At 59.5% G+C, this 23,004-nt stretch carries 22 protein-coding genes; 17 read left to right on the top strand and 5 right to left on the bottom strand.

What is annotated here, in order from left to right; all coding sequences use genetic code 11:
- Window positions 1-109: 109 nt before the first annotated feature.
- Window positions 110-445 (top strand): histidine triad nucleotide-binding protein, encoded by a 336-nt coding sequence (locus tag IH944_10175; protein ID MCH7904919.1) that lies wholly within the window; start codon window positions 110-112, stop codon window positions 443-445.
- Here the strand turns inward: IH944_10175 and IH944_10170 are convergent.
- A complete protein-coding gene (locus IH944_10170) occupies window positions 442-2,271 on the bottom strand; it encodes a M14 family metallopeptidase (protein ID MCH7904918.1) in 1,830 nt (609 codons plus the stop codon). The genes IH944_10175 and IH944_10170 overlap by 4 nt on opposite strands.
- A gap of 281 nt (window positions 2,272-2,552) precedes the next feature.
- Between IH944_10170 and IH944_10165 the strand changes: the two genes are divergently transcribed.
- From IH944_10165 to IH944_10110, 12 genes are all read left to right on the top strand, one after another.
- Window positions 2,553-3,728 carry a DUF1343 domain-containing protein gene (locus IH944_10165; GenBank protein MCH7904917.1) on the top strand — a complete coding sequence of 392 codons (1,176 nt, stop codon included), beginning with the start codon at window positions 2,553-2,555 and terminating at the stop codon, window positions 3,726-3,728.
- 243 nt (window positions 3,729-3,971) lie between these two features.
- The gene (locus IH944_10160) at window positions 3,972-4,979 is read left to right on the top strand and encodes a prepilin-type N-terminal cleavage/methylation domain-containing protein (protein ID MCH7904916.1); all 1,008 of its coding nucleotides are present in this window, start codon (window positions 3,972-3,974) and stop codon (window positions 4,977-4,979) included.
- Between the two features lie 2 nt (window positions 4,980-4,981).
- Window positions 4,982-5,158: a hypothetical protein gene (locus tag IH944_10155; protein MCH7904915.1), complete on the top strand. Its 177-nt coding sequence runs from the start codon at window positions 4,982-4,984 to the stop codon at window positions 5,156-5,158.
- A gap of 103 nt (window positions 5,159-5,261) precedes the next feature.
- Window positions 5,262-5,591: a cyclic-di-AMP receptor gene (locus IH944_10150; protein MCH7904914.1), complete on the top strand. Its 330-nt coding sequence runs from the start codon at window positions 5,262-5,264 to the stop codon at window positions 5,589-5,591.
- The gene (locus IH944_10145; GenBank protein MCH7904913.1) at window positions 5,572-6,543 is read left to right on the top strand and encodes a hypothetical protein; all 972 of its coding nucleotides are present in this window, start codon (window positions 5,572-5,574) and stop codon (window positions 6,541-6,543) included. The genes IH944_10150 and IH944_10145 overlap by 20 nt, the downstream gene beginning before the upstream one ends.
- Window positions 6,544-6,583: 40 nt before the next feature.
- Window positions 6,584-7,174, top strand: a complete 591-nt coding sequence (locus tag IH944_10140) for a sigma-70 family RNA polymerase sigma factor (protein MCH7904912.1) — start codon at window positions 6,584-6,586, stop codon at window positions 7,172-7,174.
- Complete coding sequence (locus tag IH944_10135; GenBank protein ID MCH7904911.1) at window positions 7,171-7,629, top strand: zf-HC2 domain-containing protein; 459 nt, start codon at window positions 7,171-7,173, stop codon at window positions 7,627-7,629. The genes IH944_10140 and IH944_10135 overlap by 4 nt, the downstream gene beginning before the upstream one ends.
- Before the next feature lie 9 nt (window positions 7,630-7,638).
- Complete coding sequence (locus IH944_10130; protein ID MCH7904910.1) at window positions 7,639-8,646, top strand: hypothetical protein; 1,008 nt, start codon at window positions 7,639-7,641, stop codon at window positions 8,644-8,646.
- A 50-nt stretch (window positions 8,647-8,696) separates the two neighbouring features.
- On the top strand, window positions 8,697-10,232 hold the full coding sequence (locus IH944_10125) for a PDZ domain-containing protein (GenBank protein ID MCH7904909.1): 1,536 nt from the start codon (window positions 8,697-8,699) through the stop codon (window positions 10,230-10,232).
- Between the two features lie 268 nt (window positions 10,233-10,500).
- Window positions 10,501-10,695: a hypothetical protein gene (locus IH944_10120; protein MCH7904908.1), complete on the top strand. Its 195-nt coding sequence runs from the start codon at window positions 10,501-10,503 to the stop codon at window positions 10,693-10,695.
- A 148-nt stretch (window positions 10,696-10,843) separates the two neighbouring features.
- Complete coding sequence (locus tag IH944_10115) at window positions 10,844-12,223, top strand: DUF1800 domain-containing protein (protein ID MCH7904907.1); 1,380 nt, start codon at window positions 10,844-10,846, stop codon at window positions 12,221-12,223.
- Between the two features lie 26 nt (window positions 12,224-12,249).
- Window positions 12,250-13,449, top strand: a complete 1,200-nt coding sequence (locus tag IH944_10110; protein ID MCH7904906.1) for a tyrosine--tRNA ligase — start codon at window positions 12,250-12,252, stop codon at window positions 13,447-13,449.
- Window positions 13,450-13,625: 176 nt separating this feature from the next.
- Here IH944_10110 and ftsY read toward each other — a convergent pair whose 3' ends face one another.
- The gene (gene ftsY / locus IH944_10105) at window positions 13,626-14,495 is read right to left on the bottom strand and encodes a signal recognition particle-docking protein FtsY (protein MCH7904905.1); all 870 of its coding nucleotides are present in this window, start codon (window positions 14,493-14,495) and stop codon (window positions 13,626-13,628) included.
- 57 nt (window positions 14,496-14,552) lie between these two features.
- Between ftsY and IH944_10100 the strand changes: the two genes are divergently transcribed.
- The 4 genes from IH944_10100 to IH944_10085 all read left to right on the top strand — a co-directional run bounded on the left by IH944_10100 (window position 14,553) and on the right by IH944_10085 (window position 19,025).
- Window positions 14,553-15,014, top strand: a complete 462-nt coding sequence (locus IH944_10100) for a hypothetical protein (GenBank protein MCH7904904.1) — start codon at window positions 14,553-14,555, stop codon at window positions 15,012-15,014.
- A 113-nt stretch (window positions 15,015-15,127) separates the two neighbouring features.
- Window positions 15,128-15,793: an AIM24 family protein gene (locus IH944_10095; GenBank protein MCH7904903.1), complete on the top strand. Its 666-nt coding sequence runs from the start codon at window positions 15,128-15,130 to the stop codon at window positions 15,791-15,793.
- A gap of 37 nt (window positions 15,794-15,830) precedes the next feature.
- The gene (locus IH944_10090) at window positions 15,831-17,507 is read left to right on the top strand and encodes a serine hydrolase (protein ID MCH7904902.1); all 1,677 of its coding nucleotides are present in this window, start codon (window positions 15,831-15,833) and stop codon (window positions 17,505-17,507) included.
- Window positions 17,508-17,591: 84 nt separating this feature from the next.
- A complete protein-coding gene (locus tag IH944_10085; protein ID MCH7904901.1) occupies window positions 17,592-19,025 on the top strand; it encodes a M20/M25/M40 family metallo-hydrolase in 1,434 nt (477 codons plus the stop codon).
- Here IH944_10085 and IH944_10080 read toward each other — a convergent pair.
- From IH944_10080 to IH944_10070, 3 genes are all read right to left on the bottom strand, one after another.
- The gene (locus IH944_10080; GenBank protein ID MCH7904900.1) at window positions 19,006-19,473 is read right to left on the bottom strand and encodes a very short patch repair endonuclease; all 468 of its coding nucleotides are present in this window, start codon (window positions 19,471-19,473) and stop codon (window positions 19,006-19,008) included. The genes IH944_10085 and IH944_10080 overlap by 20 nt on opposite strands.
- 9 nt (window positions 19,474-19,482) lie before the next feature.
- A complete protein-coding gene (gene lepA, locus IH944_10075; protein ID MCH7904899.1) occupies window positions 19,483-21,279 on the bottom strand; it encodes an elongation factor 4 in 1,797 nt (598 codons plus the stop codon).
- A gap of 152 nt (window positions 21,280-21,431) precedes the next feature.
- Window positions 21,432-22,934: an FAD-binding oxidoreductase gene (locus IH944_10070; GenBank protein MCH7904898.1), complete on the bottom strand. Its 1,503-nt coding sequence runs from the start codon at window positions 22,932-22,934 to the stop codon at window positions 21,432-21,434.
- Window positions 22,935-23,004 lie beyond the last annotated feature (70 nt).

Below are 23,004 nucleotides of genomic sequence, written 5' to 3'. Positions count from 1 at the left end.
AAGTCTGCGGCAGACACCGCAAGCTGAAGCATGGGGCTACATTTCGAAACAGCGGCAAATCGCGCAAGCTGAAGCGTACGGCTACATTGCTTGTCGATATAATCAACGTATGCCGACGCTGTTCACGAAGATCATCGAGGGCGAGATACCGGGCGATATCGTCTACCAGGACGAGCACATCGTCGCCTTCCGCGACATCGCCCCGAAAGCGCCGGTGCACATCCTCATCGTGACCCGAGCGGAGATTCCCGGCCTTGCCGACGTCCCCGAGACCGGCGACCACACCCACATCCTCAACGCCGCAAGAAGGATCGCCGAGCAGGAGGGGTTCGCTGAAGACGGCTACCGCCTCGTGATCAACCAGGGTCAACACGGCGGACAGGAAGTCCCCCACCTCCACGCGCACCTGCTGGCCGGACGGCAGATGGGCCCCGATTTCGGCTAGCTTCGGGTGCCACGGTCTGTCCCGAAGGGTAGGCCCTGCTGACAGGATTTTCGTCCGTGGACTAAGAGTCCGCGGGCCTGGATGCGGACTGAGAGTCCGCGCTCCGGGAGGGCGAGCGTCCTCGCGAGCCGCGCCAGCAACAAGATTCGCGGGCTATCGCGCCGTTCGATCAACCCCCTTTCCCTAGCCTTTGCGCGGGTCGACGATTCCTCAGGAATCGTCGACCCGGCAAATCCCAAGGGGGAGGGGACTGTTGCACCGATCTCGGTCACGACTTCGGAAACCACGCCTGAGATATCGCGAACCTTGAAGATTGGAAACACGCTGTTGACCAGCGGCTTTTGCGAAAGCACCTCCCACGCAACGACGCCGTCGAGGCTTTCGGGCTCGAGCAGATAGAAGATGAGCATTCCGAGAGGCTGGCCGGTCCGAACCATGTAATGCCCGCTGGGGAATTCAAATTCGGCGATCTGGAACTCGCCCTCCAGCCGGATCATCCTGTGGCCCTGAAATGCGCGCTCTGCTTGGTCGACTTCGGTAATGATGAAGCCCGCTGCGTCGCCGGTCCAATCCTCGCTCAAGCGCTCGACGACTGCACCTTGCAACAGCAGCAGTTCCAGCACAGCTTTCTCGCTCGGCGGGATGATGTACGCAGCGGGCATCGGGGCTGTGCGCGTCGCCTTGAACCGGTCGAAAATCTGCATCTTCGCGGTCTCAGTCTCGGTGATCTTTCCGGTTCTGCGATCTTCGCCCTCGGTCGGCGCCTTCTCCAGCAGCACGTCCTCCTCGCCCCGCGAAGCGAACTCGAACCGGACGCCGAACGAGCGGTTCTGCTTCGACCACGTCGCCATGTCCGCGTCCGCTTGTCTCGATTGAGCAACCACGCGGTCAGCGTCTGCGGCGATCTCTTCCAGGCACGCCATCACGAACTTGTAGGTCGATTCGACCCGCTCCTCGAACGGCGCATAGCTCATCGCCTCGCTCAGGATCGCGATTCGGTTGCGCAGGCCGCCGTAGTTGGTCACGTAGCGGCCCTCGTGGCTGAAAGTCGACCACGCCGTCACCCCGTCGCGCGGGCCGGTATTGCCGTAGGGGAATATCTTCACGTCGTCGCCGAGCCTCGCTCGAACGCGCGGCATCAGCTCGTCTTGCGTGTACCCGCGCACCAGAGGGTGCGTGTTCGGGTGTAGAGGCGGTGAGAACGTCAGATCGTAACCGTGCCGCGTGCCGTTGGTCGTGTGCAGGTCGAACACCACGTCCGGGTCCCACGCGTTGTAGACGTACTTCAGCACGGTCTGCATCTCGGGCGACTCGGCCTTCATGCAGTCGCGGTTGAGGTCGAGCCCCGCGTCGTTGGTGCGATCGCCGACGACATCCGGCCCGGTTTGGCTGCGGCGTTTCACCTTCCCGTCGCCCCATTTTTCGTTGCCGTCGATGTTGTAGATCGGCACGACGACGAAGATCAGCTGTTCCAGCAACGGGCTGTCGGTGCGGTAGAGGTCGCGCAGGATCATCTGAGCCGCCTCCTTGCCTTCGACCTCGCCGCCGTGGATGTTCGCTTGGATGTAGACAACCGGCTTGCCCGATTGCTTGGCTTCGAGTGGAGTCGAGACCGGCGGTTTCGCGGCGATCACGAGCGGAATCTTGCGTCCGCCCTCGGTCGAACCGACGTAGCTGACTTGCGCGGTCGTTACTTTCGCCAGCGCGTCCAGGAACTCCACGACGTGCTCGTAGTGCGAAGTCTCTTCGAAGTTGGTCGCCTCGGCGTGTGTGACGGGCCACGGGTCTTGTTTGGCGGCGGCGATGGTAAGTACGGCGGCGAGCATCGTGTCGCTAGTTTAGCTCTAGTGCTGAATGCAGAATGCAGAGCGCTGATTGGGAGGGCGAGCGTCCCCGCGAGCCGCGCCAGCGTGAGGCTTGGCGAACAGGGGATTTGTTCGGGTTGGTTCGGATTTGTTCGGGTTTGTTCGGAGTAGTTCAGGCGCAGCTCGAACCTAAACCCTCGGCTCGCTATCGGCCGCACCGCGCTGGCGACCGGGGCAAGCCCCTGCCAGAAGAGCGGCGGCAAGCCACCGCATACCGGACGCGGGCGGTATATTTCGCGCGTATGGCGAAGTTCGGGCTGGACCGGGTGATCGAAGGTGGATTCGAGCAGTTCAAAGGCCAGTCGATAGCGCTCGTCTGCAACCAGGCGTCGATCGCGAGCGACTACGGACACGTCCTCGACCACTTTCTGAAGCCGCACAAGAATGGCAAGCTGAGAATCCAGTGCGTCTTCGGCCCGCAGCACGGGATCTGGGGCCACACGCAGGACAACATGATCGAGTGGGAGGGCTACAAGGATCCGCGCACGGGGATCCCGTTCCATTCGCTTTATGGCGAGAACAGAGAGCCCACAGATCAGATGCTCGAAGGCGTCGAGCGGATCGTGTTCGACGTGCCCGACGTCGGCTCGCGGTATTACACGTTCATCTGGACCCTCGCGCTGTGCATGAAGGCGTGCGAGCCGAAAGGCATCCCGATCACCGTGCTCGACCGACCCAACCCGATCAACGGCGTCACGGTAGAAGGCGCGTTTCTCGACCCTGAGTTCTCGAGCTTCGTAGGCCTCTACCCGCTCCCGATGCGCCATGGGATGACGGTCGCAGAGGTCGCCATGTACCTCAAACAGACCCAGTTCCCAGACTGCCAGCTTGAGGTCGTGAAGATGGAGGGCTGGGACCGCACCAAGTACCAGGACGAGATCGACATGCCTTGGGCGATGCCAAGCCCGAACATGCCGACGGTCGACACCGCCGTCGTCTACCCTGGGATGTGCCTGATCGAAGGCACCCAGCTTAGCGAGGGAAGGGGCACGACGAGACCGTTCGAGATAGTCGGCGCGCCGTACGTCGACGCCTGGGAGCTGACCGATAGGTTGAACGATCTCGGTCTTTCCGGCGTCAGGTTCCGCGCGTACCAGTTCGAGCCGACGTTCAACAAGTTCCAAGGGCAAGTCTGCCTTGGCACGTTCGTCCACGTCACCGACCGCGCCGAGTTCAAGCCTGTTATCACGGCTGTTGCGCTGCTCCAAGAGGTCTGGCGGCTCTACGCCACGGAGTTCAAGTGGCTCGAACCGCCCTACGAGTACGAGTACGAAAAGAACCCGTTCGACATCCTTGCTGGAAACGACTGGCTCCGTCCAGCGATCGAAGACCTCTGTCCGCTTGCCCAGATCGAGTCGCGGTTCGCCGACGAATGTGCGCCGTTCCTGGCCGAATGGCAGGCAATTTTGCTGTATTAGAGCGACTCTTCACCCAATCTCAGATATCTTTTTGACGTTTCCCACACCGAGCTATCCTAATGTAGTTAGGCGACAGCACGAGTTGTCAAAATATTGTTAGTAAGACTGCCCCAATCACCAACGTGCGGCATCAGTTATTCAGACCTACCGACTGACCTAGACTCAGTACCCAGTAGAATTCGCAGTTATAATGAAGGTTGGGAGTGGTCAGCGTGCATCCGGTGATCCGTAACCCGCACGCCTATGGGCGTCTCGGAGGAATTATCAGTGATTAGAAGAAAAGCGTTTACGCTTATAGAATTACTTGTCGTTATTGCAATCATCGCGATTCTTGCGGCGATTCTGTTCCCTGTATTTGCACAGGCGAAGGTCGCTGCAAAAAAGACTGCGGCGATTTCCAACCAGGCGCAGATCGGCAAGTCGATCTTGCTGTACATGATCGATTACGACGACATCTACCCGCGCAACGACGAATGCGTTGCTGGCTCGTCTTTGAACAAGGCCCTGAACGGTTTTGCGTTCAATCCAGCCGGAGAAGGATGCAATTGGCCGAGGTTCTACTACCGCGTCAACCACTACTCTTGGCAGAAGTGGGTTTTCCCATATATGGGGAACGTCGATATCTTCACCCATCCTGGTCGTGCGAAACTCACCGAACCGTGGGATTTGCACGGTGAGATCATGGGTGGGTTTGCGCTCAACTTGTCGCTGACCGGCGCGCTGAACACGTGGCAAAGCGGGAGCGATGCTTGTCTCCTGCCAAACGCACCTCGCGGGTGCTTCCGCAACAGCTTCGTCGGCGGAAGGCAGGCTAGGATTCGAGATGTTGCAAAGGCGATGCTGTTGTTCGACTTTGGTAACCCGGGTATCAACTTCGCCCCGGTGATCGCCGACAACGCGGCGAGCGAAGATACTTCGTACACAGTGTATCCGCCAGCGGTTCGCGAATGGTGGGCTCGCAACCTGATGATTTGGTCCGACTGCACAGGTTGGAATATGAATGAGATCAGCGACAGGCCTGATCCGCGAGCTACGATCGGCGGTGGCATCGTTCTCGGATTTGCCGACTCGCACTCAAGGTTCTACCCGGCGCAGAAGTTCCTTGGGGAGACGCCGCTCATGAACGAGTACATCGTCGGTGGTTCGCTGCCAGGCGGGCACACTTGCGGCCTGTCTGGAGGTGTGTTCGCGTGGGACGCCGACGTTGACCTTACAGTGGACTACCCGCTGTGGGCGCTTGGCGGTTTCTAGACATGAGGCGACTCTTAACTGCGATTGTGCTTGCGGCGCTTGCGATCGGCGGCATCGGCTGTGGGTCGGCTAATTCGGGCGTGTCGGAGGATGACGTCGACTCGAAACAAAAGCAGATGGAGACGGCGACGGAGAATCTGACTGGCAAGTCAGCCTCTGAACGCGAGACGCGAAACTGATCCCTCCTGAGAGGGCGTGACGAGCGGGCGGCGCAGCGATGAGCTGCGCCGCCCGCACTATTTTTTATCCGGATCGGGCGAATCCAGCATATAATTAACCCACATGAAGCTGGCGGTGTGCATCGTACACAACCGGGACCGTAACCGTCTCACTGACGAGCTGGTCGCTGGCGGCTTCAAGTTCACGGTGATTGGGTCTACTGGAGGGTTCCTCCGCGAGGGCAACTCGACGCTTCTGATCGGCGTCGAGGAGGGGGAGGTCGAGGCTCTCAAGGAGGTCATCAAAAAAAACTGCGAGGCCAGAGAGCAGCTAGTGAACGTCATGCCGTTCGAGGCCGCGCCCCCGGGAGCGTTTGTTCCGAGCCCGGTCAAGGTGCCTGTTGGCGGCGCAACGGTGTTCCTGATCAATGTCGATGAGTTCATCCGTTTCTGAGCCCCCCATGCTCGGCGATCTGAGCCGCGCCAAGGGCACACTGTCCACGGTCGCTCGAAAGGGCGCTGCCGTACACGCGGTGTTGCTCTATGGACCGGAGGGCGTGGGGAAGGGCGTACTGGCGCGTGAGCTGGCTCAGGCGTGGATGTGCCCCGAATCCGGCGAAGACGGGGTCGCCTGCGGCGAATGCCGGATTTGCAAGGCCGTCGAGGCTGACAAAGCCGTTGATCTGCAGTCCGTGACGCCTTGGGGCCCGAGCTGGATCATCAAGCTTGGTGCGCTGCGCGAGCAGCCGGATGACAACGACCCGCCGCCAAACATCCCGCTCTTGGAGTTCTTCAGAACTGGGCCGATGATGGCGAAGCGGAAGGTAGCGGTGCTTCACGAGGTGCACAGGATGAACCCTTCGACTTCAAACGCGTTCCTCAAGGCCCTGGAAGAGCCTGCGCCGTACGTGCGGATCGTGATGACGACGAGCGCGTTCAGCCAGGTCTTGCCGACGATTCGCTCGCGCTGCATGTGTGTGGCATGCGATTTGCCGGATGAGAAGAGCATCGCGCTTGCCTTGGGCGGGCTGTCGTCGATTGAATCGGTTTTCGGCGACTCGCCCGGCAGCGTGATGCATATCCGCGAGCACTCCGTTCATTTTGAAGAGCTGCTCGCTCTGCTCGACGGGTGCCGGAGCGCGCCGTTCGGCAAAGCACTGCTGCTGGCCGAAGGTTGCCGAGCCATCGCCGAGAGATACGCTGCCGACGCAGGCCTATCGAACCGCAACGCCAACGCTGAGATCGTGCAGGCGGTAGGACGCTGGGCCGTCAACCGGATCCCGGAGCACCACCGATTCTTGGGCGCAGTAGCTGAGTCCCACAGGTTGATTCGCGGCAACGCCCTAGCTGCGCTCGTGTACGAGACCCTGTTCCTGAGGTTGATGAACGAAATTGCGGAACTATAAGCCGAAGGACGAACGTAGGGACAAGTCGAGGAATGGGAACGTGATTGCGTCTTGGGTCAAGTCCTCTGCGGAGCCGAATGCAGACTGTGGGCCGTTGTTCGAGCGGCTGATGGGCAAGTCGTATCGACAGGCGTACAACATGGCGATGCGACTGGCGTCGAACCAAGCCGAGGCGGAGGATTTGGTGCAGGAGACCTATATGCGGGCTTTCCGGTTCTTCCACCGATACGATCAGGCTCTCCCGTTTACGAGCTGGCTGTATCGGATCATGACCAATCTGCACATCGACGCGGTCAGAAGGAAATCGCGATTGCGGACTGTCAGCATCGAGCAAGGCGGCAGCGAAGGGAACCAGACATGGGACTTCCGTGACGACGCGCAGCCCGCCGATCGCCTGCTCATGGAGTCGACGCTGGAAGAGCCGCTTCAATTAGGGCTGCAAGCCATGACTTTGCAGTTCCGCACGGCCGTCGTCCTCGCCGATATCGAAGGTCTGTCGTACGAGGAGATCGCCGACGTGATGAAAACCTCGGTCGGTACGGTCCGATCCAGGATTCATCGTGGCAGGAAGCAGCTTCGCGAATACCTCGTGAACGTACATCCGGATCGATACGAGGTGTCCCTAAAGTGAACTGCAGCAACGTTCAGAACGCGATTTCGGCGTACATCGACCGGGAATTGACCGGCGAGCAGATGCTGAGCATCCGCGGCCACCTCAACTGCTGTCCGCGCTGCGCTCAGGAGCACCAGGCGCTGTCGGTATTGAAGGCCGAATTGGTGCAGCTTCCTTCGTTTGAGCCGAGTGCGCAGCTTGAGCGCGAGATTCTACAAGCGATCAATCGCGAAGATTCCGAAGCTCGGCCGGTAAGGCTTTCGTTCCGATCATGGGGGGCGCTCGTCGCGACCTCGGCCGCTGCCGCAGCGCTTGCCCTGCTCACCTACAACGTTTTCTTTGGCGCTTCTCGGGCCGAGCAGCTTGCAGAGGACGCTCCGTTCGACGCCGTAGCAGACCATGAGATCGGGGGCAGCGATCCGCTTTCCGGATCGGCCCCGCTCGTGCCTGCGGGAATGAGGCCCTCTGATTGAGGCGGGGCCGTGAGAACCGTCCTTGCCGCGCTGATCTTCTTGATCGCCACCGCGCCTATCTCGACGGCAGCACAAACACCTGACGACGCCACTGCGGTGCTACTCCGCGCGCTCAAGAGCAAAAGGAGCGTCCACAGCACGATGCTGCAGCGGCGGACGATGGGTGAGTACACGATCCTAGTCAAAGTCCAAGTCGTGCCGAACGTCGGTATCAGGTCGCGGGTGCTATCGCCGATGTCCATGAACTCCATCTTGTCGTTCGACGATGGCAAGGAGTGGAGGACTTACAACTCCGATGACAACAGCTTGAGGATCGAACGGTCCCCAGCGCTGCATGCGGTACCGCACCGCGAGCTTGCGGCACTGTTGGAGCGTAACTACCGGGTCTCTTTCCTCGATTCGGCATGGGTCGCAAGCAGGCGCACGTTCGTGGTTCGACTGTCTCCGCTTGCTGAGGAGCTGCCTTCGCGCACGCTGTTCATCGACAAGGAGAAGCACGCCATTCTTCGCTACAAGCTCGATACGGCCGAGGGCAGCCGGACCGTGATCGACACACAGTGGGTGAGCTTCGATCCGGGATTCAGCGCCGCCGATCTGGATTTGGCCGTCCCTCCGAACGTCCGGGTCAAGCGCGCATGGGGGCCGAAAGAAGTCCGGAACCTCCGCGAGGCAGAGGAGCTGGCCGGGTTCAGGCCGACGTCGCCAAAGAGCCTTCCATTCGGTTTTGCAACGGGCAAAGTGCATCTTGTCGGCCGACGGGAGCAGCCTTTCGTCGCGGTTAGAATCAGCGACGGGATCGCTCACGTCACCGTCTACCAGTGGTCAGCTGGGGCGAGCGGCTTCAATCCGTTCCCAAACAGAAAGCCGTTGGTCAACCTCTCTCAGATACATATACTGGCGGTCGGCGACGTCGGCTCTAAGGTGCTAGAATTGATAGAGAAGGCGTTTGCCGAATCCAGCGATAGGGAACCTGGCGCACCCAGGAACTTCTGGATGGTGGCTGGGCGTTCTATGTAGGGCAAGCTAGCACATACGGCCCAAGATGTGCCTTGCATGGTGAATAAGCGATGAAGAGTACGACGATTGGAATGATCCGCCCTTACGTGATTCTCGTAATTGGAGCAGTGATCGGCGCTGGCATCATCACTGCGGTGAAGCTGATGGCTGACGCCGGTGACAAGCCGATGCAGTATCAGCAGACGCAGTACCGCCCCGCATCTCTTTTTGAGTCTAGCGTCGGCGACGTCGACATTCAATCGATAGACAGCCTGTTCACCGAGCTTTCGATGTTTATATCCGATGCCGTCGTGCACATCAGCGTGCAAACTGGCGTGCGGCAGAATCCTGACACGGGCGAATTCCTGAGGCCTCGATCTGGCGACGGGTCGGGCTTCGTCTATACCAGCGACGGGTGGATCGTGACCAACGACCATGTCGTCGAGGGGGCTGATACCGTGCAAGTCGTGTTGGCGAACGGTCGCGTGGTCGAGGGGGTGGTGTACCGCGCAAACGATCCGCAGCTCGATATCGCGCTGGTCAAAGTAAACGTTGAGGGGCTTCCTACACTTGAGCTGGCAGACAGCAACGGTGTCCGTCCCGGCCAGTTCGCGATCGCAGTAGGCGTTCCGTTCGGCTTGGAGAACTCAGTGACGATCGGCCACGTCAGCGCAATCGGCCGGAGCGGAGAGGCTAGCGACGGGAGAGGCCCGCCGCGTCCTTACTCCGGCATGATCCAGACGGATGCGTCGATCAATCCCGGCAACTCTGGCGGCCCGCTTGTCGACATCAACGGTCGAGTTATCGGGATCAATACGTCCATTTTCAGCACGTCCGGGGTCAGCTCAGGCATCGGGTTTGCGATTCCGAGCAACATCATTCGCGCTGTCGTCGATGAAATGATCGAGACGGGCAAGTTCGATCGCGGGCTGATGGGAATCGTGCCTGAGGACATGAAGCCGTTCGAGCAAGCCGAGTTTAAGGTGGCAGCAGGAGCGGTCATCCGCATCGTGGAGCCGAACGATCCAGCGGACAACGCTGGTCTTCGGGTTAACGACGTCATCATTTTAATCGACTCCGTCAAGATCACGAACGAGCTGGATCTGAGGGTCGCCCTTTATGCGAAGTCGCCAGATGACAAGATCAACGTAACTTATGTACGCAAGGGCAAGGAGAGGACGACCGACCTTCAACTGACGTCACCGAGGATCGTCGTCGCGCAGCAGCGAGAGTCCGACTTTTCGTATCCGTTCGGCAATAGGCAGCCAAACACGCGGCCCGACCGTGACCGGGGCCAGATGGCCAGGCCGACCCTAGGCGTGTCGCTGTACCCCGTCGACGACGCTACTCGCGCTCAGTACGATCTTCCAAACACCGTTAGAGGCGTGGTGGTCGTGTCGGTTACTCCTGGTTCGACGGCAGATAACGCCGGTTTGAGAGAAGGCGATGTAATCTTTTCTATAGACGGTAAACCTGTACGCGACACCGAAGACGTCGTCGAAGCGATGTCCTCGGCGGACTGGGGCGATCGAATGGAGATCGGGTACGAACGGGTTGAGGACGGCGAAGTCGAGCGTGACACAGTCAGAGTTCGCTTCCGTCGCTAAGGTGCGCTCTCAGCACTGGAAACGAGTGCGGGTTGATGGCTTTGAGAACCTTATTTCGGTGTATCTGGTCGTCGTTTTCGCCCATCTTCGAGCCGACCAGGCATAGGTTCATTTTAACTTAGGTGGAGAAAATGCGCCGTTAGGCTTGACCTAGACGGAATTAGCTGGCAAACTTCCTAGTACGTTCCCGGTAGGAATCGAAGCGGCTAGTGCGTTCGGCACGGGAGCAGTAATGACCGGAATTGGTAATTATTTGTACAGGAGGATCATGCAGTTCTACAATCTCAAAACTCGATCGCACGTGGACGTTCCGGATACCGAGGTCAAAAAGGTTCGAATGACCCGCAAGACGAAGAACGGTGAGCAAGTGCGCTATGCGCTGACAGCGACATTCGAAGGGAGCAAGCTTTTTAAGTTCGTCAACGAGGCGACTTATAACGCAATGAACGTCCCCGACGCGTAACGAACGGTACTTACCGGGTTTAATTGGGCTTGAAGCGTACTGCTTCAGGCCCGAAGCTCTTTTGGGAGGCCGAAGCGAACGGAGGGGCGCTATTTGCGTCAGACATGATATGCCGCTGCAGTCGGAACGGGAACGAGTAGCACACCTCTTGCGGCGATTTGGACTTGGCGCAAGCGAAGCCGAAGTCGACTTTTACGGTGCGGACGGTGTGTCGGGGGCCATCGATCGGCTCTTGGACTACGAGGATGCCGACGAGGGCTTTCCGGTTGAGCTCTCCGTCTTTGCGAATCCGAACAACGGAGTCGTGCCGATTTTCGGCGTTCAGTCCTGGTGGTACTTGCGACTGATGGCGACTCGCCATCCGCTTGAACAGAAACTGACCCTATTCTGGCACGACCATTTTGCGACTAGCGCTGCTAAGGTCACTCAGCCTAACGCCATGTACCGGCACATCGAGACGCTGCGGGAAAACGCGACCGGCAGGTTTCTCACTCTGCTGACCGAGGTGTCGAAGGATCCAGCGATGCTTTATTGGTTGGACAACAACCAAAACGTCAAGGGCACGCCGAACGAGAACTTCGCGCGGGAGGTCATGGAGCTGTTCACGCTCGGAGTCGACAACCTGTACACGGAGCACGACGTCCTGGAATCCGCGCGCGCCTTTACGGGCTGGACTTTTGGCGTTCGCAGGGGGGCTCGCGTCATTCCCACCAATTTGCCCGTTCGGAATTCGCGGTTTGTGAACATCGCCGACCGGCACGACGGCGGCATGAAGTCGGTGTTTGGCGAGACTGGCGCTTGGACAGGCGATGACGTACTCGAGATCCTGTGCGATCTAGACGAGACCGCCGAGTACATCACGCTAAAGATGTGGGAGTGGTTCGCCTACGCCGGTCCTGACGAAGCATTGATCAAGCGGCTCGCGAAAAGCTGGCAGCGCAGCGGACTGGACGTCCGCGAGCTGGTGCGCTCGATTGTGAAATCGGAGGAGTTCTATTCGGATCAGGCAGTTAGATCTCACATCAAGAACCCAGTCGAGTTTTGCATCTCTACGGTGAGGGCGCTTGGCCTCGGTCGCGTCGTGGTCGATCGAATGATGCAGGTAGAGGCAGTCCAAGCGCGACGCGTGGCTGGCATATCCAGGCTGATTTCACTGAGGACGAAGTCGATGGGTATGGAACTCCTGTTCCCGCCAGACGTTGACGGGTGGGTCAGCGGAACGGAGTGGATCACGACCGGCTCCATGATCGAGCGGATCAAGTTCGCAGACGTGCTGTTCGGCAGGCAGGCTCGCGCGACGATGGCATTGATGGGAGACCGCATCCCTGCCGAAGGGGCGTCCCCCACCGCGGCTGTGGACCGACTGTTGTCCGTGTTCGATGTGGGTCTTGGCGAAAGCAAGGTCCAGCGCCTTTACGACGCGGCTGTACAGTTCTCCGGCGGCACGATCACCGCGCGGAACCTGCAGCCCACGTTGAACAGCATCACGCGTTTAATCTTCAGTACGCCCGAGTTCCAGTTCTCTTAAGTCAGCGGCGGTAGAATCTCCCGCGAATGACCATCGAAGAGCAGCTTGTGGTACTCCGTCGTGGCACGACCGAGATCATCAGCGAGGAAGACCTCGCTGAGAAGCTCAAGCTCGGCAGGCCCCTTCGCATCAAGCTTGGTGTCGATCCCACTGCGCGCGACGTGACGCTCGGATGGGCGGTCGTGCTGCGCAAGCTCCGCGACTTCCAGCGGCTCGGGCACACGGCGTGCCTCATCATCGGCGACTTCACCGCGATGATCGGCGACCCGAGCGGCAAGACCAAGGTGCGAAGGGGACTCGAACGCGAAGCGATCGAGGCCAACGTCGAAGCGATCAAGACGCAGCTGTTCAAAATCCTCGACCCCGACAAGACGGAGATCCTCTACAACCGCGACTGGCTGGGAAAGATGGACTTCGAAGCGGTGATCAAGCTGTGCTCGCGCTACACGGTCGCCCGGATCCTCGAGCGCGACGACTTCACCAACCGGCTCAAAGAGCAGAAGCCGATTTCCATGCACGAAATCCTCTACCCGCTCTGTCAAGGACTCGACTCGGTCGAGATCGAGGCGGACGTCGAGCTGGGCGGCACCGACCAGAAGTTCAACAACCTCGTTGGTCGCGACTTGCAAGGTCAGTACGACCAACAGCCGCAGGTCGTCGTGCTCTGCCCGCTGCTCATCGGCACCGACGGCAAGGACAAGATGTCGCAGTCGCTGACGAACTACGTTTCGATCATGGCCCCTCCGAACGAGATGTTCGGCAAGACCATGTCGATCCCCGACGACCTGATCGAGAGCTGGTTCGAGCTATGCACAGACGTGCCCATGGACGAAGTGCGCGGTCTTCTAGGCGAGGGGAAGAACCCGCGCGACGCGAAGATGCGCCTAGCGAAGGAGATCGTCGCGCTCTACCACGACGTGAAAGCGGCGGATGAGGCGGAAAAGTACTTCGTAGAGACGTTCAGCAAGCGCAAACAGCCGGTCGAAGCCGAAGAGGCTGCGATCCCCCCGCAAGCGATCAACGACGATGGCCAGGTCGGTCTCGCCGCGATGATCGCCAGGCTCGGAATGGCGAAGAGCAACGGCGAAGCGCGGCGGCTGATGAAGGCTGGCGCGGTCTCTATCGAGGGAGAGAAAGTCACCGACGGCTTCGCCTCCTTTCCCCCGGACGACTTAAAAGGGAAAGTCCTCAAAGTCGGCAAGCACCAGTTCAGAAAGATCGTTTAGGTCGAAGAAGTCCTATACGACCTATACGATCAGTCGAACAGCTGCTCGACGGAAGCCGCCGAATGTAGCCGCATCCTTCAGGTTGCGTCCGGACGAGTCCCCTCCCCCTTGGGATTTGCCGTCAAGGGTCTCCGGTGGAGAGCCATGACGTGCAAAGGTTAGGGAGGGGGTATGAATCAGACGAACAACTGCTCGGCGAAAGCCGCCGAGTCGAAGTCCCGCAGATCCTCTACTTTCTCGCCGTCTCCAATCAGTTTGATCGGTACGTGGAACCGGTCCCAAACGCCGATGAGCGCGCCGCCGCGCGACGTGCCGTCGAGCTTTGTCAGGATCAGTCCGGTGACGCCTGCGGATTTGATGAACTCCTCCGCCTGCCTGATCGCGTTCTGGCCGGTGTTCGCATCTAGCACGAGCAGAACCTCGTCTGGCTTGCGGCCGAGCGCTCGCTCTGTGATCGTAACGACCTTCTTCAGCTGCGCCATCAACGTTCCCTTCGTGTGCTGCCGGCCTGCAGTGTCGGCCAGAACGTAATCGATTTTGCGCGCTTTCGCGGCTGCAACCGCGTCGAACACGACCGACGCAGGATCGGCCCCTGCCTGTGCGCTAACGACCTCGGAACCGGAACGGTCCGCCCACACCTGCAGCTGCTCTATCGCCGCTGCCCTGAACGTATCGCCAGACGCCAGAAGCACGCTGCGGCCCGCACGAGTCAGGCGGTGAGCGAGCTTGCCGATCGTCGTCGTTTTTCCGACACCGTTTACGCCTACGAAAAGGTAAACAGTCGGAGACGAAGCGCCGACGGCAAGGGACGAATCGCTTTGTGAAAAGCGACCAGCGATCGACTCCTGCAAAGCTAATTTGATCCCTTTCGCGTCGCGGATTTTGTTCGACCGCACGTCCTTGCGAAGATCGTCGAGGATGTCTTGCACGGTGTTGACGTTGGTGTCGGCCTGCAGCAGCGCTTCCTCGAGCTCTTCATAGAGCGCATCGTCGATGACCCCACGCCGCAGCATGCGGTCCACGCTGTGCATCAGCCGCTTGAACACTGCCAGAGAGTATGGCAGGGCACGCGGTGATACACTGGGGTCGTGAGAAGGGCTCGCATGTTATGGGCCGTTGCCGCGATCTGTCTGCTGCTGGGTAGTTGCAGCAAGATATCAAGGCTTTACGTGTTCAACGACACGAATAGCACGATGACGTTGATCGTGTCGTGCGACGGAGAGAAGGCAGAGGAGTTCGAAGTACCTCCTGGGGAGTGGACCGACGAGTACGGGTGCTACCAGCCGGAGAATTTCAGCATCGGCGTCAAAGGACAGACCGGCAGTGCGTATCAACTGACTATTGACGCGAAGAGCCAATCGAGGAATTACCTGGATACGACTTTCGTCAGACTGGACTCAACCGGTATTCGCAGTACGTCGGCGCCGTTCTGGTATGTGATTCAGCAGCCGGTCGTAGTCGTGATGATCACGGTGGGTTCGTTAGCGGTCTTCTCGATCTTGGTCCTGATCTTCAGCTTTCGCAAACACAAGTACATGCCAGACACCCGTCGGAAACGCGACTGAGGACATCTGCCGGACCAATATGGCTCTTATCGCGCGAAACCGATCGGGCCGTCGCAAGTAGATCACGGGCGGAGGCCGCAAGCAAGGCCTTGGGATAGCGTAAGATCATACGCATGGACTACCGCATCGTAGGCGAACTGGCGCAGGTCGCGCATCTTGAGTTCATAGCAGGAGAGTCGACTTGGGCGAGCAAGGGATCGATCCTGCAGATGGACGTAGACCTCCAGTGGCACCTCAAGGTCCCCGGCGACATCACGGCCGTCGGCAGCCGGATGCTGAGCGGCGAAGGCATCACGATGACCTACATCGAAAGCTCGCGCACCGGCCAGAAGGTCAGCCTGACCGCGAACCAGCCCGGAAAGATCATGCCATGGGACCTCACTAACGACGGGGCTGTGGTCACGACGCGGGGCTCGTTCGTCGCGGCGTGGGGCGAGGCCGTCAAGATCGACGTCACGATGGCCCGTCGTGCGGGCGCGGCGTTCTTCGGCGGCGCGGGGCTCTTCCTGCAACGGATCAGCGGCACCGGAACTGCCTTGATACACGGCGCGGGCGACTTCGTCGAACGCAATCTCGAGCCGGGCGAGGAGATGCTGGTCAGCACCGGCAACCTCGCGGCCTTCGCGGATAGCGTGGACTACAACATCCGAGGAGTCGCGGGCTGCCGCAAGATCGTCTTCGGCGGGGAAGGCCTGTTCATGGTCCACTTGACCGGCCCAGGCCGCGTCCTGCTGCAGTCGATGAAGCGAGTTACCCCGGGCCAACAGTCGTCGCGCTAGCAACCGACGCCATCCACCAACCGTACTGATTACAGATATGTCGCTCATCCGTCGCTCAATCGCTGTCGTTGCTCTCGTATCACTCTCAGCCGCGGTTTTGGCCGGCCAGCAGCAGACTGCGCCGATCTCCTTGACCGAGAAGATCGACTCGATCTGCGAGAAGTGGGACGTAACCGATGCGCCGGGAGGCGTCGTCGGGATCGTCAAGGACGGCAAGATGATCTTCGCCAAAGCCTACGGTCTTGCGAACGTCGAAAACGGCGTCCCCAATACTGTGAATACGTTGTTCGACGTCGGCAGCGTGTCCAAGCAGTTCACGGCGATGTGCGTGCTGATCTTGGAGGATCGAGGAGAGCTCTCGATCGACGACCCGGTGAGCAAGCACTTTTCTGGCATACCTGCTGCGAAGAACGGAATGACGATCAAGCAACTGATGCAGCACACAAGCGGCATCCGCGACTACTTCGGCCTGATGGCGATTTCTGGACAGCAAGTCTTCGACAACGACGACGTGATGGACGTGCTCCGGCGACAGATCGACACCAATTTCCCTCCGGGTCAAGCGTTCAGTTACTCGAACACGGGTTACTTCTTGCTGGCCGAACTGGTCGAGCAAATCTCCGGTGAATCGCTGCGCGAGTTTGCAAAGGAGAACGTCTTCGAGCCGCTGGGCATGAACGCAACGGTGTTCCAAGACGACTTCCGGCAGCTGATCATGCACAAGGCGTACGGGTATGTCGAGTCGCCGGAGGACGGCCTGCTCGCCGGAGTCGTTCCGCTTGCGGTGGCCGGCGCGGGCGGCCTGATCACGACTCTGCACGACATGATGCTCTGGACGGAGAACTGGAAGCACAACAAGCTCGGGCCACAGTCGGTGATCGAGCGGATGCAGACCAAGGCCAAGTTGGCGTCGGGAGATGAATCCAGCTACGGTTTGGCACTGTTCATCGACGATTTGGATGGCGTGGATCGAGTGCAGCACGGCGGGGACTTTATCGGTTTTCACGCCCAGGTGAGCACCTTTCCAGAGCACGATCTGGCGGTCTACACGTTCGGCAACGACGGTACGCAGCTCGCCAAATCGATCAACGATAAGATCGCGCGGTATCTGCTCGCGGACGTCATCGATCCGGAGGAGGCGTTGGCAGCAAAGGGCGAAATCGAGCTTACTGCAGAGGAGATAAAGGAGTACGTAGGGCGTTACAACCTGTTGGATCGCGCGGTCATGGAGTTTCTGATCGACGAAGGCAAACTAAAAATTCAGGTCACGGGGCAGCCGAAGATCGAGATATTCTGCAGCGAGAAGGATCACTTCTTCCTCAAAGTCGTTGAAGCGACTGCAGTTTTCAACCGTGACGAAGAAGGGGCGATATCAAGCATCACTTTCAGCCAGGGCGGGCAGACGTTTGAGCTGTCTCCGATGGACCCGTTCGAGCTTTCGGATGAGGACATCAAGACGCTGTCTGGACGGTACTACAGCGTCGAGATGGAGGTGGTGCTGACGGTCTTCGAAAGGGACGGCGAGCTGTGGGCGAAGACGGACAAGTTCATGGACCCGACCAAAATTGAAATGGTCGTCGCCGACCGCGGGTCGCTTTCGCCCTTCACGCTCCAGTTCGAGCGCAAGGACGGTAAGGTAACCGCCGTTTTTGTCTCGATTATGAGGTCGAACAACATCCGGTTCAACCGGATGTCTGCGGATTGGGGCGACTAGCATGATCGGTCGCGAGTTTCTGTACTACGTCGACGGCAACCCGTTCTTCCTGTGGGAAGGCGACGAAGGGTAGCCTCGGCTCGAATGTCCGATCGACAGCGCGTCATTGAGAGTCTGCCAGCGATCTTAGAAGAGTTCGCGGGCATTCTGCGAATTCCTTCTGTAGCTTCTTCGCCGGACGGACTAAGGAAGTGCGCGAAGCAGATTGCGGCGATGCTATCAAAGCGAGATCTCGATGTGAGGTTGGTCGATCAGGACGGTGCCGCACCGCTTGTTGTCGGCAAACTGGATTTCGGAGCAGAAAAAACCGTCGCGATCTACAGCCATTACGATGGTCAACCGGTCAATCAACCGAACTGGGTGAACGACCCATGGACGCCGACACTGCACGCAGGGATCGCCGAAGACGGCGCACCACGAGTCGAATCCATCAGCGACGTCGACGAAGCCGACTACCGCCTTTACGCACGTTGCACAAGCGACGACAAAGCGCCAACACAGGCCCTTTGCTCTGCCCTCGATTTGCTCGGCGATGACCGACCGGCGTGCAATCTGCTCGTGATTACCGAGGGCGAGGAGGAGAGCGGTTCGACAAACTTCCAAGACCTGCTCGCAAAAGTGCCCGAGACCGAAAACGTTGACGCATGGTTGATCTGCGATGGCCCGGTGCACCCATCGAGAAAACAACAGGTCATCTTCGGAGCGCGCGGGGTCGTCTCTCTTCAGATGACGGTTTACGGCCCGTCGAGAACGCTCCACAGCGGTCACTTTGGCAACTGGATTCCAAACCCCGCGATGAGGCTCGTCCACCTCCTCTCATCGATGCGCGACGACCGAGGTTTTGTGACGATCGACGCTTACAGCGACCGCGTGTTGAAGTTGACCGCAGAAGAAATACAGGCCATCGACGCCATGCCCGCCAACGACGCAACACTCCTCGAGGAGTTGGGAGTCAACGGCCCAGAAGACGGTGAATCGGGACTGAGCCTATCAACAATGCGCCCAGCGATCAACCTGCACGGCATTCAAGCGGGGCACGTACGAAACGAGGCGACCAATGCGATCATGCAGACCGCGCACTCGTCGATGGACATCCGTCTCGTGCCGGATCAAACCGTCGCCCAAGTGCGGGAGGACATCGAAAGGCATGTCGAGAAACAACGGTATCACATCGTCAAACAGGATCCGGAGAAGGAGGCGCTGAGAAATCACGAGAAGGTCGTCAAGATGGAGTGGGGACACGGCTACGAGGCTGCCCGGACGCCTCTTTCCTCACCATTCGCTCAGAGTCTCATCAAGGCCGCAAAGCACCATAAAAAAGACCTCGTCGTCAACCCAATGCTCGGTGGCTCTGTTCCCATCAGCAAGATCGTCGCCACGGCCGACAAGCCCGCCGCAATCCTCCCGATCGCCAACCACGACAACAACCAGCACGGAGCGAACGAGAACATCCGCATACAGAATCTCATCGATGGGATACTGCTCTATAAGACAGTACTCAAGAATCTGACTCTCTGAGAGCTTTCTCCACTTTCCGCACGACTCGATCGACGTTCTTGCGCACCTCACACTCCCACGCGACGATCACTGTGTAGCCCATCTTTTTCAGTGTAGCTCTGTTTCTTTTGTCTCGGGCGACGTTGCCATCGAACTTCGCTTTCCAGTACTTGCTGTTCGTCTTCGGATGAATGTTGCGCGTGCACTTTGCGCACCGGTGCCAGTAGCACCCGTGTACGAAAACCGCGAGCTTCAAAGGCCCGAAGACGATGTCGGGAGAACCGGGGAGCCTGCGCACGTTCTTCCGGTATCCGCGCAGCCCCGCATCCCACAGAGCCGATCTCAGGATTCTCTCCGGTTCGGTCTCCGTGCTGCGGTTCGCCTGCATCGACCTGCGCACCGACTCCTTGACGACCCACGTCTCGCGCAGCTTGTTGATGCCGTATTGCTTGGGCCGTTCGTTGCCCATGTGTAGATTCTACTCCGCGACCTTGAGCACGCTCATGAACGCTTCTTGCGGGACCTCGATCTTGCCGATGCTCTTCATCCGCTTCTTGCCCTTCTTCTGCTTTTCGAGCAGCTTGCGCTTGCGGGTGACGTCGCCGCCGTAGCACTTGGCGATGACGTTCTTGCGGAACGGTTTGATCGTGTCCGCTGCGATCACCTTCTGCCCGATCGCGGCCTGGATACGAACTTCGTACTGCTGGCGCGGGACGACTTTTCGGAGCTGCGCGACCATCGCTTTGCCGCGATTATAGGAGAACTCGCGGCTCACGATGAACGACAGCGCGTCCACAGGGTCGCCGTTCAGCTTGATGTCAACCTTGACCAGATCGGCCGGCTCGTACCCCTTTAACTCGTAGTCGAACGACGCATACCCCTTCGTCGTGGACTTTAGTTTGTCGAAGAAGTCGAGAAGAATCTCGCTGAGCGGCAGCGTATAGTGCAGCATCGCGCGGTTTGGCGAGGGGTACTCAGTTTTTACGAAAACCCCGCGCCGATCTTGGCACAGCTTCATGATGGTGCCGATGTACTCGGTCGGGACCATGATCGTGGCGTCGACCATCGGCTCCTTGATCCCGGCGATCATCGTCGGCTCCGGCATCTCGCTCGGGTTGCTGACGTGCAGATCCTCGCCCTTCTTGCGCTGCACGACGTAGTCGACGCTCGGCGCGGTCAGGATCAGGTCGAGATCGAACTCTCGCTCAAGCCTTTCGCGCGCGATCTCCATGTGCAGAAGGCCGAGGAACCCGCACCGGAAACCGAACCCCAGAGCCGCTGAAGTCTCAGGTTCGAAGTGCAAGCTCGCGTCGTTCATCTTCAACTTTTCGATAGCATCGCGCAAGTCGGCGTAGGAGTCGCTGTCCGTCGGGTACAGCCCGCAGAAAACCATCGGCTTCGCCTCGCGGTACCCCATCAAAGGCTCTGCTGCAGGGTCTGCGGCGAGCGTGATCGTGTCGCCGACCGCCGCGTCGCCGATGTTCTTGATCGCGCCTGTGATGAAGCCGACCTCGCCGGCGTGCAGCGATTCGCCGCGCTTCAGCTTCGGCTGGAACACTCCGACGTCGTCCACGTCGAAATTCTTGCCGGACGACATCATCTGGATCGTGTCGCCAGTCCTCACCGCGCCGTCAACAACGCGCACATACGCGACCGCGCCCTGATAGCTGTCGAAGTGCGAATCAAAAATGAGGGCGCGCAGCGGCGCGTCGGGATCGCCAGACGGCGGCGGAACCCGCTCGACGATCGCTTCCAGAATGTCCTCGACGCCCTCGCCAGTCTTCGCGCTGCACGGAATCGCGTCGCTCGCGTCGATCATCAGCGCGTTCTCGATCTCCTCCTTCGCCTGCTCGACGTCCGCGTGCGGCAGATCGGTCTTGTTGATGACCGGGATGATCTCGAGGTTTTGATTCATCGCCAGTCCGGCGTTCGCGATCGTCTGCGCTTCGACCCCTTGCGTCGCGTCCACGACCAGCACCGCGCCTTCGCAGGCATAGAGGGCGCGGCTGACCTCATACGTGAAGTCCACGTGCCCCGGGGTGTCGATCAGGTTGAGCTGGTACGTCTCGCCGTTCCTCGCCTTGTACTCCAGCCGCACGGCGGTCATCTTGATCGTGATCCCGCGCTCGCGCTCCAGGTCCATCGTGTCGAGCATCTGCTCCTTCGCCTTGCCGCGCACGACGCCGGTCCGCTCGAGGATTCGGTCTGCGAGCGTCGACTTGCCGTGGTCGATGTGGGCAATGATGCAGAAGTTGCGGATGTGTGCCTGGTCCATGTGGGTGGCTGAGCCTGATTTTACCGCTGGAAGGGAGCGGGAGATCAGGACGCGAGCGGGGGAGATGGCTGTGTCAAAGGGAGCCTCGCACCCACGAATCTGGGCATTGAGCTGTAACTCGATCCTGGCCTCGCAGCTGGGTGGAACGCCGCCTAGGCATCGAACATTTCGACGTAATGCCGGTACCAGTCGCTCTGGAACAGCCGTTCAGGGTCGTAGGACGCCTTCTTTTGGAGGAACTCCGGGAACTGAGGATAACACGCTAGAATCTGATCCTTCCTCGCCCAGCGATGGTAAGTGAGATAGTAGCTTCCGCCCCGTTCGATCGCCAGGTCGATGAGGAGTCGGAACGCGTCCGCTGCTTCAGCGATCTTCTCCTCTGTGTGCACGACATGAAGATTGAAAATGATGCACGCGTAGGGCTGCTTCGCCCACGCTAGAAACGACACATCGTCCTTCTCGATCAGCCGAACCGTGCCGTAGATAACGTTCGCTTTGACTTTTCTAAACTCCACGGCGGTCGCGTCCAAGAAATCCACGAGACGGTCGCGCGGCACGTAGATCTCGGTGATCATTTCTGTTGCCGGGTCGATCGCTTTCATCCTGCGGTCCGTATCGACGTGGTAATCGACGTCGTACCCGCCGATCTGCGACGTGTCTGACCAGTACACCTGGCCAGACGACTCCATATAGAAGTCGGAGTACAGTTGGAAGCCCCTGGCCTTGTCCGTATGCGCCAGGTAGACGAGCTCCTTCCACGCGCGATCCGAGACGCCGACCTGGTCGTCCTCGATCTCCGTATCGATCGGAACAGGCTTGTAGCACGAGAAGACCCCTTTGTGCAGATAGTCGTCTGTGCTCTCATCGATGGCGTACTGCCAGTCGCCTGACGTGTACCCATCTGCTATCCTTTCCTCGAAGGTCGACATGACTTGGTCGGCGTCGAGGATTTCGACGATCCTCTGTATTTTTTGCCGCCTCTCAAGACGATACACGACCGAGTGCACAAGGCCGAACAGTCCGTACCCGCCCGTTGCCAGGCTGAACAGCTCCCCGTTGTCGTCGCGGCTGGCGATGACAGTCTCTCCGTCCGCGTTGACGATGAGAAGTTCGGCCATGTCGGCGACTATCGGAGGGTGGCTCAGAGCTCGCCCGTGCGCGTTCGCTGAGATCGCGCCGCCGAGAGTGAGCTTGTCCGCGCCGGTCTGCTTGCTGCGAATGGTCCAGTAGTCCGGCGTCCCTTTCTGCCGGGAGGCTAGCTCCTCCACAAGCTCAGGCCACTCGATCCCTGCTTCCACTTGTATCAGGCCGGCCTTCGTGTCCAGATCCATCACCGACTTCAGTCCTCTTGTGTCCAGAAGGGTCGCGCCGTCGGCGAACTGCTGGCCGCCCATCGCGTGGCGCGAACCCGAGACGCAGAGCGTCTCCTTCTCTCGCACGGCCCTGCGAACGATGCCCAGCACCTCCTCGAGCGTTTCCGGACGTTCGATCGCCCTGACTCTCGCAGCGTTCAGCTTGGAGTGGATGTCGTTGACGTCGAGCGACAATGCGCCTGGTCCCGCCGACGGGCGGTTCTTGAGCCAGAGGCCGCCGGCAAGTCCACCCGCGCCAACTGCCGTACCCCCCAGAAGATAGAGGAACTCTCGCCTGTTCATCTTACTCCCAGTATATCGCTAGAGTCGGAAGGAGCGAGCCCGCTGCGCTGCTGAGATCGGCACAGGCTTG

This window comes from Armatimonadota bacterium (genome assembly GCA_022563855.1).
Taxonomy (GTDB): domain Bacteria; phylum Armatimonadota; class Fimbriimonadia; order Fimbriimonadales; family Fimbriimonadaceae; genus JADFMN01.
Note: the sequence above shows the minus strand (reverse complement) of the source record. Positions and strands in the feature narration are given on the sequence as shown.

Excerpts from the sequence above, each read along its gene's own strand:
- IH944_10175 (MCH7904919.1), top strand. The coding sequence starts at position 110 with ATGCCGACGCTGTTCACGAAGATCATCGAGGGCGAGATACCGGGCGAT.
- IH944_10170 (MCH7904918.1), bottom strand. The coding sequence starts at position 2,271 with ATGCTCGCCGCCGTACTTACCATCGCCGCCGCCAAACAAGACCCGTGG.
- IH944_10165 (MCH7904917.1), top strand. The coding sequence starts at position 2,553 with ATGGCGAAGTTCGGGCTGGACCGGGTGATCGAAGGTGGATTCGAGCAG.
- IH944_10160 (MCH7904916.1), top strand. The coding sequence starts at position 3,972 with ATGGGCGTCTCGGAGGAATTATCAGTGATTAGAAGAAAAGCGTTTACG.
- IH944_10155 (MCH7904915.1), top strand. The coding sequence starts at position 4,982 with ATGAGGCGACTCTTAACTGCGATTGTGCTTGCGGCGCTTGCGATCGGC.
- IH944_10150 (MCH7904914.1), top strand. The coding sequence starts at position 5,262 with ATGAAGCTGGCGGTGTGCATCGTACACAACCGGGACCGTAACCGTCTC.
- IH944_10145 (MCH7904913.1), top strand. The coding sequence starts at position 5,572 with ATGAGTTCATCCGTTTCTGAGCCCCCCATGCTCGGCGATCTGAGCCGC.
- IH944_10125 (MCH7904909.1), top strand. The coding sequence starts at position 8,697 with ATGAAGAGTACGACGATTGGAATGATCCGCCCTTACGTGATTCTCGTA.
- IH944_10120 (MCH7904908.1), top strand. The coding sequence starts at position 10,501 with ATGCAGTTCTACAATCTCAAAACTCGATCGCACGTGGACGTTCCGGAT.
- IH944_10110 (MCH7904906.1), top strand. The coding sequence starts at position 12,250 with ATGACCATCGAAGAGCAGCTTGTGGTACTCCGTCGTGGCACGACCGAG.
- IH944_10100 (MCH7904904.1), top strand. The coding sequence starts at position 14,553 with ATGTTATGGGCCGTTGCCGCGATCTGTCTGCTGCTGGGTAGTTGCAGC.
- IH944_10095 (MCH7904903.1), top strand. The coding sequence starts at position 15,128 with ATGGACTACCGCATCGTAGGCGAACTGGCGCAGGTCGCGCATCTTGAG.
- IH944_10090 (MCH7904902.1), top strand. The coding sequence starts at position 15,831 with ATGTCGCTCATCCGTCGCTCAATCGCTGTCGTTGCTCTCGTATCACTC.
- IH944_10085 (MCH7904901.1), top strand. The coding sequence starts at position 17,592 with ATGTCCGATCGACAGCGCGTCATTGAGAGTCTGCCAGCGATCTTAGAA.
- IH944_10080 (MCH7904900.1), bottom strand. The coding sequence starts at position 19,473 with ATGGGCAACGAACGGCCCAAGCAATACGGCATCAACAAGCTGCGCGAG.
- lepA (MCH7904899.1), bottom strand. The coding sequence starts at position 21,279 with ATGGACCAGGCACACATCCGCAACTTCTGCATCATTGCCCACATCGAC.
- IH944_10070 (MCH7904898.1), bottom strand. The coding sequence starts at position 22,934 with ATGAACAGGCGAGAGTTCCTCTATCTTCTGGGGGGTACGGCAGTTGGC.